The organism is Streptomyces syringium, assembly GCF_017876625.1.
GTDB classification, from domain to species: Bacteria; Actinomycetota; Actinomycetes; order Streptomycetales; family Streptomycetaceae; genus Streptomyces; species Streptomyces syringius.
In genome coordinates, this window is the sequence record NZ_JAGIOH010000001.1 from 6819410 (window position 1) to 6832887 (window position 13478).

The window sequence follows — 13478 nt, forward strand, 5'->3', positions numbered from 1 at the left end:
GGCCGCACCCACCGTAGCGTGCGCGGGCCAAGGGAGTTGGCCCCTCCGTGCCTCGTCCCCCCTCGCCCCCCCTCGGCCCCTCCCCAGTCGTCGGCTCTCCCGTCAGCTCCCCGCGTCCGCCCGCCCCCAGGTGTGACCGGCCCGCTCCCACGCGCGGTCCCACTGGGCGTACCTCCGCCGGACGAGCCGCCATACGACCAGCCGCCGGGCGATCTCCACCAGGCCACCGGTGCCGAGGGCGGCGCCGAAGCCGGCGAGCACCGCGTGGACGGTGGCGGTGCGGGGGTCCATGGGCCGGGTCGAGACCCGCCCGCGGTCGTCGGTCCACAGCGGGAAGCGGTCGCCGGGACCGGTGGCCCGGGGGACGGACACCGTGCCGGAGCGCGCCGTGCCGTCCGGGGCCCGCCAGTGGGCGACGATCCGGTGGTACCCCTCACGGTCGACGGCCGTGTCGCGACCGGTCCCCGTGGACCTGTCGTCCGGCACGGACCGCACGGCCGTCGCGCTCACCGGATGCCGGTGCCGATGCTGTTCGCGGACGGTCTGCCGCAGCGCCTCGTGGGCGAGCGAGCCCGCGCCCCAGCCCACGGCCGGGCCCGCGAGGAGCGTCACCAGCACCGCGAGAACCCCCACCCAGGCCTCGAAGACATCGCTCCGGCGGCGCAGCGGGCTGCGCCGCCAGTGCCATGACCAGGTCGTCGCACGCACCATGCCCACCCCCTCACCCGTCCGTAGATACCTCACACAGGGCATCGCATGCGGAGGAAGGCGGCGCGGGGCGCAAAATCACCCCCGGTGGACCACGTTCCGGGCGGCGCGTTGACGTGCGGCGGGTGGTGAAGGCGGCTCAGTCGCGAAAACGGGGGGCGGGGCGGTCCGGCAGCGGGCCCGGGCGGCTTCGGCCGGAACCGCTCAGTCGAGGACCTCCACGCTGTCGCCGGCCCGCAGCACTCCGGTGTGCTCCGGGACGAGGTTCTGACCGAACACGAGCTTGTCACCTATCCGGTGATGCCGGGCGAGCGTGCGCAGCGGCTCCTTGCCGCGCTCGGCGGTGCTCTGGTCGGTCGTCGTGACGACGCACCGGCCGCAGGGCTTGACCACGCGGAAGGTCACCTCCCCGATCCGCACCCGCCGCCACTCGTCCTCGGCCCGGGGCGCGGTGCCCTCGACCACGACATTGGGCCGGAAGCGGTTCATGGGCAGCGGTGCCTCGGCCGCGTGGCCGCCCTGGGCGATCAGGGAATTGAGGGCGTCGAGCGAGGCGACGGTGGTGAGCAGCAGCGGAAAGCCGTCGGCGAAGCTCACGGTCTCGCCCGGCCGGGAATAGTGGGGATCGAGGGGGCGGCGCATCGCCGGCTCGTCCATGTGCACGAGGCGGGCCTCGCTCCCGAGGTGCGCGCTGACCCACGCGTCGGCCGCGGCCCCCGCGGGCACCGTCTCGATCTTGTCCCCGAACAGCTCGACGGTGACCAGCTCGCCGGGGGCGCCCACGGCCGGCACCTCCACGTCGAGCGGCTCGGCCCCGGCGGCGCTGAGCCGGACCCCGCCACCCGGCAACGGCCGCGCGGCGGCCAGCGCGAGCCGCGGCTGCTGCCGCTGGGTGATCATCCGGCCGTCGGGGCCGGCCAGCATCCACCTCCGGTCCCCGGCGAGCCCCCACGGCTCCACGGCCGCCTCGCCGGGGCTGTACCCCGCCATCGATTTGACCGGATAGCAATGAACCGCATGCAGCACAGGCTTGGACATACGGTCATTTTGCCAGCCGGGTCGGACAGTTGGCCGATCGGACCGGCAAGCGGCGCGATCAGCGGGGTATCGGTCAGTATCCGCCCTGGTTCGGGTACGGACGGTTGTACGGGTCCTCGTACGGCGCGGGGGCCGGGCGGGGCGTGACCGGGCGCATCGCCTCGTACCCCGCGGGGCCCGCGATGCCGCCCGGGCGCTGCTGCTGTGCCTGCGGACCCGGGTAGCCGCGCGGCGCCGAGGCCTGCTGCGGGATGTACGGCGCGGGGGCCTGCTGCAGCCCCGCCGGCTGCGGCGCGGACATCTGCTGGCCGTACGGCGGGGCCTGCGGGGCGTAACCGCCCTGCTGGCCCTGCGGCGCCTGCTGCGCGGAGGGCCCGGACGGCAGTGCCGGCAGGGCGGGCAGTGCCGGCTGCTGGCTGCCCATGTCGTACGGGGAGGACACCCGGATCGGCGCGATCTGCGGGGTGCCCCGCTCGGCGACGAGGCTGTCGTAGATGGGGGTGTCCGGGAACGACGACGCGGCGTAGTAGCCGCCGCCGTAGGTGCTGCGGGGGGAGGTCATAGCCCATAAGTTAAGCCCACGACCTGACCCCGGTCTACGGCAAGGTACCCCCGGTGCACCCCTGACCTGCAAAGACGCAGATCGGTCCAGAAGCGACAACATGGTGCACAAGTGAATGATTAGTCACCTGTGACTGCTGGTATCCGCGCCCATATCGCCGCGATACGGACGCTGCTGACGGCCTGTCAGCCGGTGTCGGCGGAAAACGACCTCAGGGTACGTTGGGACGATCCAGAGACTCAGCTCGTTCATGAGGGGTGGAGCATGGGGATGCTCAAAGGGACCAACGTCCGGATTCCGGCACCCGCGGTGCGGGTCGAGCTGGGCTGGCGGTCGGGCCCCGGCGTGCCGGACGTCGATGCGTCCGCGCTGCTGCTGGCGGCCGGCAAGGTCCGCTCGGACGCGGACTTCGTCTTCTACAACCAGGCGGTGCACGCCTCCGGCGCGGTGCGGCACGAAGGCAAGCGCCCCGCCGGTGACGAGATGACCGACACCCTCACCGTCGACCTCTCGGCCGTCGAGCCCGCGATCGAGACGGTGGTCCTCGCGGCCTCCGCCGACGGCGGCTCGTTCGGACAGGTGCCCGGGCTGCACATCCGGGTGTTCGACGCCGCGGGCGGTGCGGAGCTGGCCCGCTTCGACAGCACGGACGCCACGGTGGAGACCGCCTTCGTGCTGGGGGAGCTGTACCGCCGGCAGGGCGAGTGGAAGTTCCGGGCCGTGGGCCAGGGCTACGGCAGTGGTCTCGCGGGCCTGGCCACCGACTACGGCATCAGCGTCGACGAGCCGCAGCCGGTGGCCGAGCGGCCCGTGCCCGCCCCGCAGGCCCCGCCCGCGCAGCCCGTGCGGCAGCAGCCCGCCGCCCCCGCCCCGCAGGCCGCCCCGCCGCCCCCGGCCCAGCCCGTGCGGCTGACCAAGGTCACGCTCACCAAGGAGGCCCCGGCCGTCTCCCTCACCAAGCAGGGCGGCACCTCCGGCGCACTGCGGGTCAACCTCAACTGGCAGGTCCACAAGCAGTTCAAGAGCTGGGGCCAGAAGCTCGGCAAAGCCATGGCCCTCCACTCCGACCTGGACCTCGACCTCGGCGCGCTGTTCGAGCTGAGAGACGGCAGCAAGGGCGTGGTGCAGGCGCTCGGCAACTCCTTCGGCTCGCTGCACCAGCCGCCCTTCATCCACCTCGACGGGGACGACCGCACCGGTGCGTCGGCGTCCGGCGAGAACCTCACCGTCAACCTCGACCACATCGCCGACTTCCGGCGCATCCTGGTCTTCGTGACGATCTACGAGGGCGCCCGCAGCTTCGCCAATCTCAACGCCACCGTCACCCTCCAGCCGCAGCACGGCGCGCCCATCGACTTCTCCCTCGACGAGTGCACCGTGCCGTCCCCCGTCTGCGCCCTCGCCCTCATCACCAACCACGACGGCGACCTCGTCGTCCAGCGCGAGGCCCGCTATCTGGTCCCGGACCGCGGCGTCAGCCCGCAGCGCACCCTCGACCGCGCGTACGGCTGGGGCATGAACTGGACGCCGGGCCGCAAGTGATCCCCCAGGGGCTCAGGGCGCGGCCTCGGGACGGGCGTAGGTCCGTCCCTTCCAGGCCGCGCCCCGGCCCCGGTAGTGCCGCACCGCCGAGTCCACGGTCATCAGCGTGTACAGCACCGCGGTGAACGGCAGCAGCAGCGCCGACCACCACGGCCGGCGGTAGTAGCGCAGCATCGGTACATAGGTCGCCGTCATCACCGCCCACGCCGTCGCGCCCGCCACCAGCGGCACGGCCTCGCCCGTCAGCGCGCCCGCCACCAGCGCAACCGGCGGGGCGAGGTAGACCACCGCCAGTCCGACGACCGTGCCCGCCAGCACCAGGGGCTGGTGCCGCAGCTGCGCGTACGCGCTGCGCGCGACCATCCGCCACAGCCCGCCGAGGCCCTCGTACGGGCGGACGCTGTCCACCCGGTCCGCGAGCCCCAGCCAGATTCGGCCCCCCGACCGCTGGACCGCCCGTGCCAGGGACACATCGTCGATCACCGCCTGCCGGATGGTGTCCGGCACCCCCGCCCGCAGTGCCGCCTCGGTCCGCAGGAGCACGCACCCGCCCGCGGCTGCCGCCGTCCGCGCCCCCGGACGGTTGACCCAGCGGAAGGGGAAAAGCTGCGCGAAGAAGTACACGAACGCCGGAACGATCAGCCGTTCCCAGAAGGCCGCCACCCGCAGTCTCGCCATCTGCGACACCAGGTCCAGCCCGCCCGAATACGCCGCCGCGACCAACTCCCGAAGGCTGTCCGGCGCGTGCGCGATGTCCGCGTCCGTCAGCAGCAGATACTCGGCGTCGGTGCGGGAGCGGGCGAGCGCCATGCCGTGCCGCACCGCCCACAGCTTGCCGGTCCAGCCCGGCCCGGGCTCCCCGGGGGAGTCCACCGTCAGCGGCAGCCCGCCCCGCGCGGCCGCCAGGGCGCGGGCCAGCTCGCCCGTGCCGTCCGTACTGCCGTCGTCGACAAGGAAGATCTCGGCCCGCCCCGGATAGTCCTGCGCGAGCAGCGACGGCAAGCTCGCCGGGAGCACCTCCGCCTCGTCCCGGGCCGGCACCACGATCGCGACCGACGGCCACCGCGCGGGCGGCGTGCGCTGCGGCAGCCTGATGTCCGTGCGCCAGAAGAAGCCCTGCCCCAGCAGCAGCCACAGCCACGCGGCCAGGGAACCGACGGAGATCCAAGTCAGCGCGCTCATCCGCCGCAGTCTGCCGCACCGACGGCACCCGCGCGGGCACCCCGGCGAATCCCGGGCGTGGCCGTGTCCTGGATACGTGACGACCGGATCGGCGACCCCGGGCGTACGGCCTCGCAAGGGCGCCGGGCCGCATCGATTAAAGTGACCGGGTGAAGATCGCGCTCATGGACTCCGGTAACGGCCTACTCGCGGCGGCCGCCGCCGTGCACCGGCTGCGGCCCGACGCCGATCTCGTCCTGTCCTCCGACCCCGACGGCATGCCATGGGGACCGCGGACCCCCGAGGACGTCATCGAGCACGCCCTGGCCTGCGCCCGCGCCGCCGCCGCCCACCGCCCCGACGCGCTCATCGTCGCCTGCAACACCGCCTCCGTGCACGCCCTCGTCGCGATACGGGCCGAACTGGAGCCCGAGCTGCCGGTCATCGGGACCGTGCCCGCGATCAAGCCCGCCGCGGTGGGCGGCGGCCCGGTCGCGATCTGGGCCACCCCGGCCACCACGGGCAGCCCCTACCAGCGCGGCCTGATCCGCGATTTCGCGTCAGGCGTCGAGGTGACCGAGGTGCCCTGCCCGGGGCTCGCGGACGCCGTGCAGCGGGCCGACATGAAGGCCGTCGACGCCGCGATCGCGGCGGCCGCCGCCCGCACCCCCCGCGAGGCAAGAGCCGTCGTCCTGGGCTGCACCCATTACGAGCTCGTCGCCGAGCGTATTCGCGCGGCCGTCCGGCCCCCGTCGGCACTCGGCGCTGCGCCCCTCACCCTGTACGGCTCCGCCGTGGCGGTCGCCACCCAGGCGCTGCGCCGCATCGGAGCCGCGCCCGCCCCCGAGGCCGAGCCGACGGGCGAGCTGACCGTGCTGCTCAGCGGCCGCGAGGGGGCCCTGGAGCCCGCGTCGCTGACCTACCCGGAGGGGCGGTCGCTGACGGCGGCCGGTTCCGTGCGTCGTCCCGTGCGCCCCTGAACAACCGATCACGTCCCGTCCGCGCATGACCCCTGCCGTGGTGGCGGAACGTGAGTAGGCTGCCACTTATGAGGGACCACTTCGAGGGCCCACAGGGTCAGGGGAGCTCATCGAGCCCCGAGGACGACAAGCAGCCGGGCGGGATCCCGCCCCTCACCCCGGAGACCGACGGTGGCACCGATATCGCCGTCTGGACCGGGCGGGCGACCAACCGCGTCCAATGGCTGATGGCCGCCGCCGGTGCCGCCTGTCTGGCGCTGGGCATCGAGCTGGCCGTCGACAGCGCGTGGACGTCCCATCTGGTCCCCCTGGTGATGGCGGTGGTCGGCTGCGTCGCCGCCGGGCTGCTGATGCTCTACGGCACCATCGCCTTCGTCCATGTGGCCGTACGGGTCGACACGGAATCCCTGGAAGTGCGCTGCGGCCACATCGGCGTCCCGCGCACCCGCATCCCTCTCTCCCATGTCGTCGGCGCGGACTTCGCCCCCCGCGTCACCCCCCGTCAATGGGGCGGCTGGGGCTACCGCTGGCGCCCGGAGAAGGGCACCGCCGTCGTCGTGCGACGCGGGGAGGGCTTCGTGCTCCGCCTCGGTGACGGCCGTACCTTCACCGTCACGGTGGACGACGCCGAATCCGCCGTGCGGGTGATCCGGGCCCGCCTCGGCCTCGCCGCCGGCCGCAAGGCCTCCGCCTGAGCCCCCCCGGCGGGCACGGGTGCTCCGTCGCTCACCGCGCCCACTACGCTCGACGCATGGCGACCCCCGACTTCATCCGAGAAATCCGTGCCACGGCAGGCCACCAGCTGCTCTGGATGCCCGGCGTGAGCACCATCGTCTTCGACGACGAGGGTCGCGTCCTGCTCGGCCGGCGTTCCGACAGCGGTGAGTGGTCGATCATCGGCGGCATCCCCGAGCCCGGCGAGCAGCCCGCCGCCGCGGTGGTCCGCGAGGTGTACGAGGAGACGGCGGTCCACGTCGTACCGGAGCGGATCCTGCTCGTGCAGGCGCTGGAGCGGATCACCTACCCGAACGGCGACGTCTGCCAGTTCATGGACATCTGCTTCCTCTGCCGCTACGTGAGCGGTGAAGCGCGGGTGAACGACGACGAGTCGCTGGAGGTGGGGTGGTTCGAGCTGGACGCCCTGCCGCCCATGGAGGACTTCGCGGTGTCGCGGATCAAGCAGGCCACGCAAGGCGGGCCCACGTGGTTCGAGGGGATCGGACAGGGCTGAGACGGGCGGCCGAATCCTGTGCCCGGGAGCGGGTGGGACCGGCGCTGACCGCCGGTCCCACCCGCGTGCGTCACGGTGACTCGGTCAGCACCTGTTGCTGGGGTCCTTCGAGCCGCCGTCGTCCAGGCGGGCGTTGTAGACCCAGCCGTTGACCTGGGTCCCCCCGATGCGGACGTGGGTCCACCTGTTGCCGGACGAGTTTTTCACCCAGCAGTGGTAGTACAGCGTCACGGAGGTACCGACCTCGGCGGTCACGGAACAGTCATCGCTGGGCCCGGTGCGTATCAGGGCGCTGCTGCCGGCCGCGGTGCCCTTGCCGCCGGACTTGTTGGACCAGGCGGGGTGGGTGCACGCGTCGGCCCCGGTGGGCGCGGCGCCGGCCGGAGTCGCGGTGGCGGTGAGCGCCGCCGACGCGGCCAGCAGCGGGAGCACGGCCGCGGTGAGAAGCCGTGCCTTCGTTCTGGTGGTGCCCATGGGTCGCCCCTTTGCTCGACGGGCAGCCGGTGCGGCTGCCTCGATTGCTCCGAGGATGCGACACGAAAGCAGGAGAAAACCGAGCGCACGACACATCTGACCGAAAGGTGTTACCGCCATTTACCAGGGTCAACTACAGTCCGTGCAGGGCGAGTTGGGTGTCCTCGTAGTGGCCGCTGCCAGCACATTCGCGGTCGTGAGGAGCCGCCGCAGCGAACCGTGTGCGCCTTGGCCGGATTCCCGTGGGTGTCACGGGCGCGTGAGGCCCCGCACCTTCGTCAGCCGGGTGACGAGGCGGGCGGCAGGGACTGTTCGGTCCAGACGGTCTTGCCCTCGCGTCCGTAGCGGGTGCCCCACCGCTCGGTGAGCTGGGCGACCAGGAACAGGCCTCGGCCGCCCTCGTCGGTGCTCCGGGCGCGGCGCAGATGGGGGGAGGTGCTGCTGGTGTCGGAGACCTCGCAGATGAGGCACGGGCCGAGAATCAGCCGCAGGGTCACCGGACCGCCGCCGTAGCGGTAGGCGTTGGTGACCAGCTCACTGACGATCAGTTCGGTCGAGAAGACCATGTCGTCGAGCTGCCAGACGCTCAACTGCTCGGTCATCAGGGCGCGGGCCTGCCCGGCGGCCTGTGCCTCGGCGGGCAGTGTCCAGGTGGCGACCCGGTCGGCCGGCAGGACGCGCGTCCGGGCGAGGAGCAGGGCCACGTCGTCGGTGGGCTGGGCGGGCAGCAGCGCCTCCACGACGGCCCTGGACATCTCCTCCACGGACCGGGCGGAGCCGGACAGCTCCTGGGACAGGCGGGCCAGTGCGGCGTCGATGTCGGCTCCGCGCGTGTGGATCAGCCCATTGGTGTAGAGGGCGAGGACGCTTCCCTCCGGCAGTTCGACCTCCGTGCCCTCGAACGGCAGCCCGCCCAGACCGAGGGGCGGACCGGCGGGGAGGTCGGGGAAGCTCACCTGCCCCTCCGGGGTGACGAGCGCGGGCGGCGGGTGACCGGCGCGCGCCAGGGAACAGCACCCCGACACCGGGTCGTACACGGCGTACAGACAGCTGGCCCCGGTCACCTGGTCGTTGGGGAAGTCCCGGCTGTTGACCTCCTGTTCGGCGGCCAGCCGGTGCACGAGGTCGTCCAGGTGGGAGAGGACCTCCTCGGGGTCGAGGTCGAGTTCGGCCAGGGTGTGCACGGCGGTGCGCAGCCGGCCCATGGTGGCCGCCGCGTCGAGGCCGTGGCCGATGACGTCGCCGACGACGAGGGCGACACGGGCCCCGGAGAGCGGGATGACGTCGAACCAGTCCCCGCCGACGCCCTCCACGGCGCCCGCGGGGATGTACTGGTGCGCCACGTCGACAGCCGACAGTTCGGGCAGTTCGCCCGGCAGCAGGCGGCATTGCAGGGACAGCGCGGCCTGATGCTGCCGGGTGTAGCGGCGGGCGTTGTCGATGCAGACGGCGGCGCGGGCGGCGAACTCGTCGGCGAGGGTGAGGTCGTCGCTCTCGAACGGCTCGGGGTTGTGGGCCCGCCACAGGGTCACGAAGCCGAGGACGAGGCCCCGGGCGGCCAGGGGCACCATCATGACCGAGTGGACGCCGAGCGCCGCGGCGCCCGCGGCGCGTTCCTGGGCCACGGTGGACATGCCGAGGCCGCCCTCCACATGGGCCACCAGGACGGGGCGCTTCTCGGCCAGGCACCTGCCCTGTGGTGTGTCCGGCGCGAAGTGGATGAGGCCGCCCACCGGGTGCAGGACCTTCTCCGCGCGGGCGACGACCGACTTGGCGGCCTCCCTGCGGACCGGTCCGAAGCCGTCCTGGGACGGCTCCTCGCCGCGGCTCACGGGTTCCAGGAGATCGACGGTGGCGCAGTCGGCCAGTTCGGGGACGAGGACCTCGACCAGCTCACGGGCGGTCGTGCCCACGTCCAAGGTCGTGCCGATGCGGGCACCGGCTTCGTTGATCAGGGCGAGGCGTAGCCTGGCGCGGTGTCCTTCGGTGACGTCTTCCACCAGTTGGGTGACGCCCAGGACCTCTCCCGTGGAATCCTCCAGCCGGAACGCCGAAACGGAGACGAACCGCTCCCGGCACGGGGCGGTGAGCAGCCGGCAGGACTGTTCGGTGAAGATCATCGGGTGGCCGGTCTCGAGGACCTGCCGCAGCCGGGCGTCGATCGTCTCCGCGTCCTCGGCGACCAGGAAGTCGCCGATGCGGTGTCCCCGGGTGTCTTCGGGAGAGATGCCGCCGATACCGGCTATGGCCCGGTTGACCCGCAGGACCCGCAGATCCGGGGCGTGGACGGCGAGGCCGATGGGGGACCGCCGGAAGAGCGCCTCCAGGACCGCCCGGTCGGTTTCCCACTGGACCACGTCCTCGGCGGGCGCGCCGACCAGGAACCACTCGGCGAACGGCCCCTCCCGGGCGACACAGCGGCCACGGACCCCCATCCGCACCCGGTGGCCGTCGCGATGGAGCACGGGCACGACGCCGAACCAGCCCTGGGCCCGCAGGCACGCCGCCGCCGCTTCCGTGACACGGTCCCGGTCGCCGGGGTCCACCAGGACCTCGATCGCGGGGCGGCCCAGCACCTCGTCGGCCCGGTGGCCCAGCAGTTCCTCGGCGCGCCGTCCCCAGCCCACGACCGTTCCCCGGTGGTCCACCACCGCGGAGGCCGCCCGGTCGATCGAGAACGGATCCTCCGGGCTCTCGCTGAACAGCCTCATCGCCTCGCCCGTCACACCGCCCTCCTTCCGTGGCCGTCGGCTCCAGCGGGGTGTGCTTCTTCCACAGTGACGGGTGTCCGAGCTCGGCGCTTCTCACGTACCGCCCGGCGAGGACTCCGCCCGGCCCCGAGAGCACCGGCGGGCGGGCTCAGGCGGCGTGCCGGCCCCGGCCCGCCCCGGTGCGGCGGTCGGTCGGTGTCTCCTCGGGCGCCGCGGGCGGCTCGGGGGAGAGGAGATCGGGCACGGCCCGCAGATGGCGCCCGGCCGGCGCGTGAGGCGGCGGCACCGGTCCGCGCAGCAGACGCTCCTCGTAGCGCCCCAGGGCGAGGACCCCGCAGAGCAGGAGCGGGGGAAGGAGGAGGGCGACTGCAAGCATGTGGGGCTCCTTCAGAGAGTTCTCGGAGGGTGAGCCTGTGATGCGCGTAACCGCGTACGCCCGCCGGAAACCCACCGGCTGCATATATCTGCTCACGGGGTGGGATCGACGTCGGCGCTCGTCGTTCCCCACGCCAGGGCGCGTGGAACGACGAGCAGCGTCACCCTCTGGCTCCGCGAAGGAGAAAAGACTGTGCGCCCGATGACGCGTGCCTCGGCACGCCGGTTCAGGGGGCCCCGGGCGCGAGGACGGTCGCGAGGAGCGGGACGGGGGCGAGGGCGCCGATCGCGGCCGCGCCGTCGGCGCAGTGGCCGGGCGCGGCGGACGGCAGCGCCCGGAGCGGAAGGGTGCACACCAGGTCGCCGCAGTCGGCGCTGACGGTGTTGAGGTGCGGGTTGGCGAGCACGACGAGCGTCCTGCCGCTGTTCTCCAGGCGGTAGCCCACCCGCTTGGGGCGCGCGCCGTGCGGCGCGTGGGGGTACCGGAAGAGCGGGCGCCCCTCGAAGACGAACCCGGTGGGCGCGGTGAAGCGCTGGGGTATCCGGCCGGGGTTCACCGGCCGGCCGGCGGGCGCGGTGTACCGCACGTTGAGCGCCGCGGACCCGTCGGGGGCCACCTGCGGCACGTTCTCCTGAAGGACGGTGAACGCGTGCTCGTCGGCGACGGGAAGCGGCGCGGCCACCACCACGCACAGCGCGTGGACGGTCTCGCGCGTGGTCGGCCCACTGCCGTGGCGGATGGTCAGGGCCGCCTCGTAGCGGCCGGGCGGGGTGGCCTCGGCCGCCCTGACCCGGAAGACGCCGTCGAGCGAACCGCCCGTCGCGGACGTCGGGTGCCCGCCCGGGTAGGTGCGCCGGACCGGGCCGCGCGTCGCGTCCGCCGCGGTGACGAGCCCTTCCGGAAGGACGAGCTCCACGGTGACGTCCGCCCCGTCGAGGGGCGAGGGGGCGTGGGCCCTGATCCTCGCGCCCAGCCCGAACTCGTGACCCCGTTGGACCGTGGGCGGGGCGACCGGTTCCACCGACACCCCGCCCGGGCCCGCTACGGGTGAGGGGAGTGCGACGGCGGCCGCCGCCCCGGTGACGGTGGTGATTCTGCGGAGCCGGTGGCTGTCGCATTCGGCGACGACGAGGTCGCCCCGCGCGTCGACGGCGACGGCGCGCGGGAAGTACAGCTCGGCGCCCAGGGCCGGGGCGCCGTCCTCGTCGTGGTCGGGGTCGGCGCCGCCCGCCACCGTCGTGATGACACCGGTGGGCGTGAGGACGCGGACGCGCTGGTTCAGGGAGTCGGCCACGTACAGATTCCCGGAGCCGTCCAGGTCGACGCCGCGCGGCTGGTGGAGGCGGGTCGCGGTCGCGGGCCCGCCGTCGCCGTCGTAGCCGGGCAGGCCGGTACCGGCGACGGTGGTGATGACACCGTCCGGGGCGACCTTGCGGACCCGGTGGGTCCAGCAGTCGGCGATGTAGAGGTGCCCCGTGCCGTCGACCGCGACATCGATGGGGTTGCGCAGCGCGCCGGTGGTGGCCGGGACGCCGTCGGCGCCGAAGCCGGGCTCGCCGGTGCCCGCCACGGTGGTGATGACGCCGTCGGGGGCGATGCGCCGGACCCGGTGGCCCTTCCACTCCGCGACGTACAGGTTTCCCCGGCCGTCGAGGGCCAGCCCGCGGGGCTCGTTGAACAGCGCCCGGGCGGCCGGGCCGCCGTCGCCGCCGTGGCCGGGCTCGCCGGTACCGGCGACGGTCGTGATGATCCCGTCGGGGGAGACCTTACGGATTCGGTGATTCCAGTAGTCCGCGAGGTAGAGGTTCCCGTCGTCGTCGAGCACGAGGCCGCCCGGCTCGTTCAGCTGGGCCTCCACGGCCGGGCCGCCGTCCCCGCCGAAACCGGGCTTCCCCGTGCCGGCGACGGTGGTGATGCGACCGTCCGGGGAGATCCGGCGGATCCGGTGGCCCTTCCACTCCGCCACGTACACGGCGCCCGTGCGGTCCGTCGCCACGGCCCGGGGCTGGTCGAGGCCCGCGTGCGCGGCGGGTCCGCCGTCGCCGCCGGAGCCGGCCACGCCCGTACCCGCGAGGGTGGTGATGACGCGTTCCGCAGCGAGGGCGGCGTCCTTGCCCGAACCGTTGAGGGCCATCATGATCGACTCTCCTCTCCCCTGGGGGCGGGTGCTGTCTCACGAGGCTGTCGGGGGCGGCGAACACGCCCTCACGGCCGCTCCGCGCGTCCGGATCCGGCCGCGGACTCACGGTAGGCACCCCGGGCGGGCGCCGACAGACCGTCGCCCCGGCCCCTGCCGCATTCGGCCACCGCCGGGACGCGCGTCCTGCGCACCCGTCACCGACGACGCGTGCGCCGGGCCGTGGTGGCTGGTGGCCCCGACGGGGGCCCGCGCGCCGCGACGCACCGGCCGGGCGGCCCGCAATCTTGCGGAACCGTCCCCGTAACGTGGCGCATTCGCGCTCCTGACCCACTCTCTGACGCCCTGTCACCATGGCGGCGGAGGCCCGGCGCCGTGCACGCCCGACCACACCGGACGGCACCGCGGCTCCCGTCGGCCCGCGGGCCGTGGGTCACCGTCGACACCGCGGCCCGCGGGCCGTACGCCCGATACCGCGCGGCCGCCCCGGGCGGTGCACCCCGGAAACCGCCGGCGGCCGCCTCCGGCCGTGGCCCGTCGGATCCGCCCGCGCCAGAC

The 13478-nt window shown here is 73.8% G+C and carries 12 protein-coding genes; 4 read left to right on the plus strand and 8 right to left on the minus strand.

Annotation, left to right across the window (positions count from 1 at the left end):
* Positions 1–102: 102 nt before the first annotated feature.
* The 3 genes from JO379_RS29920 to JO379_RS29930 all read right to left on the minus strand — a co-directional run bounded on the left by JO379_RS29920 (position 103) and on the right by JO379_RS29930 (position 2308).
* Complete coding sequence (locus JO379_RS29920) at positions 103–711, minus strand: Rv1733c family protein (RefSeq protein ID WP_207304029.1); 609 nt, start codon at positions 709–711, stop codon at positions 103–105.
* Between the two features lie 201 nt (positions 712–912).
* Entirely contained in the window at positions 913–1746 is an 834-nt protein-coding gene (locus JO379_RS29925; protein ID WP_209517857.1) for an MOSC domain-containing protein, read from the minus strand.
* Between the two features lie 73 nt (positions 1747–1819).
* Complete coding sequence (locus JO379_RS29930) at positions 1820–2308, minus strand: DUF6643 family protein (protein ID WP_209517858.1); 489 nt, start codon at positions 2306–2308, stop codon at positions 1820–1822.
* Positions 2309–2572: 264 nt separating this feature from the next.
* Between JO379_RS29930 and JO379_RS29935 the strand changes: the two genes are divergently transcribed.
* Complete coding sequence (locus JO379_RS29935) at positions 2573–3850, plus strand: TerD family protein (RefSeq protein ID WP_130881064.1); 1278 nt, start codon at positions 2573–2575, stop codon at positions 3848–3850.
* A gap of 12 nt (positions 3851–3862) precedes the next feature.
* Here JO379_RS29935 and JO379_RS29940 read toward each other — a convergent pair whose 3' ends face one another.
* Positions 3863–5032 carry a glycosyltransferase gene (locus JO379_RS29940; RefSeq protein ID WP_209517860.1) on the minus strand — a complete coding sequence of 390 codons (1170 nt, stop codon included), beginning with the start codon at positions 5030–5032 and terminating at the stop codon, positions 3863–3865.
* A gap of 149 nt (positions 5033–5181) precedes the next feature.
* Here JO379_RS29940 and JO379_RS29945 point away from each other — a divergent pair, with 149 nt between their 5' ends.
* The 3 genes from JO379_RS29945 (at position 5182) to JO379_RS29955 (ending at position 7222) form a co-directional block, all read left to right on the plus strand.
* Complete coding sequence (locus JO379_RS29945) at positions 5182–5991, plus strand: glutamate racemase (protein ID WP_130881062.1); 810 nt, start codon at positions 5182–5184, stop codon at positions 5989–5991.
* Between the two features lie 68 nt (positions 5992–6059).
* Entirely contained in the window at positions 6060–6686 is a 627-nt protein-coding gene (locus JO379_RS29950; RefSeq protein WP_245381588.1) for a hypothetical protein, read from the plus strand.
* Positions 6687–6742: 56 nt separating this feature from the next.
* Positions 6743–7222: an NUDIX hydrolase gene (locus JO379_RS29955; RefSeq protein WP_130881061.1), complete on the plus strand. Its 480-nt coding sequence runs from the start codon at positions 6743–6745 to the stop codon at positions 7220–7222.
* Between the two features lie 84 nt (positions 7223–7306).
* On the opposite strand, the gene JO379_RS29960 is transcribed toward JO379_RS29955, so the two are convergent.
* The 4 genes from JO379_RS29960 to JO379_RS29975 form a co-directional block, all read right to left on the minus strand.
* Positions 7307–7696, minus strand: coding sequence for an SH3 domain-containing protein (locus JO379_RS29960; RefSeq protein ID WP_130881060.1), 390 nt, complete (start codon positions 7694–7696; stop codon positions 7307–7309).
* 278 nt (positions 7697–7974) lie between these two features.
* Positions 7975–10407 (minus strand): SpoIIE family protein phosphatase, encoded by a 2433-nt coding sequence (locus tag JO379_RS29965; protein ID WP_207304063.1) that lies wholly within the window; start codon positions 10405–10407, stop codon positions 7975–7977.
* Positions 10408–10555: 148 nt separating this feature from the next.
* Positions 10556–10783, minus strand: a complete 228-nt coding sequence (locus JO379_RS29970; protein ID WP_130881058.1) for a hypothetical protein — start codon at positions 10781–10783, stop codon at positions 10556–10558.
* Positions 10784–11009: 226 nt separating this feature from the next.
* Positions 11010–12920 carry an NHL repeat-containing protein gene (locus JO379_RS29975; RefSeq protein ID WP_209517862.1) on the minus strand — a complete coding sequence of 637 codons (1911 nt, stop codon included), beginning with the start codon at positions 12918–12920 and terminating at the stop codon, positions 11010–11012.
* Positions 12921–13478: the final 558 nt, after the last annotated feature.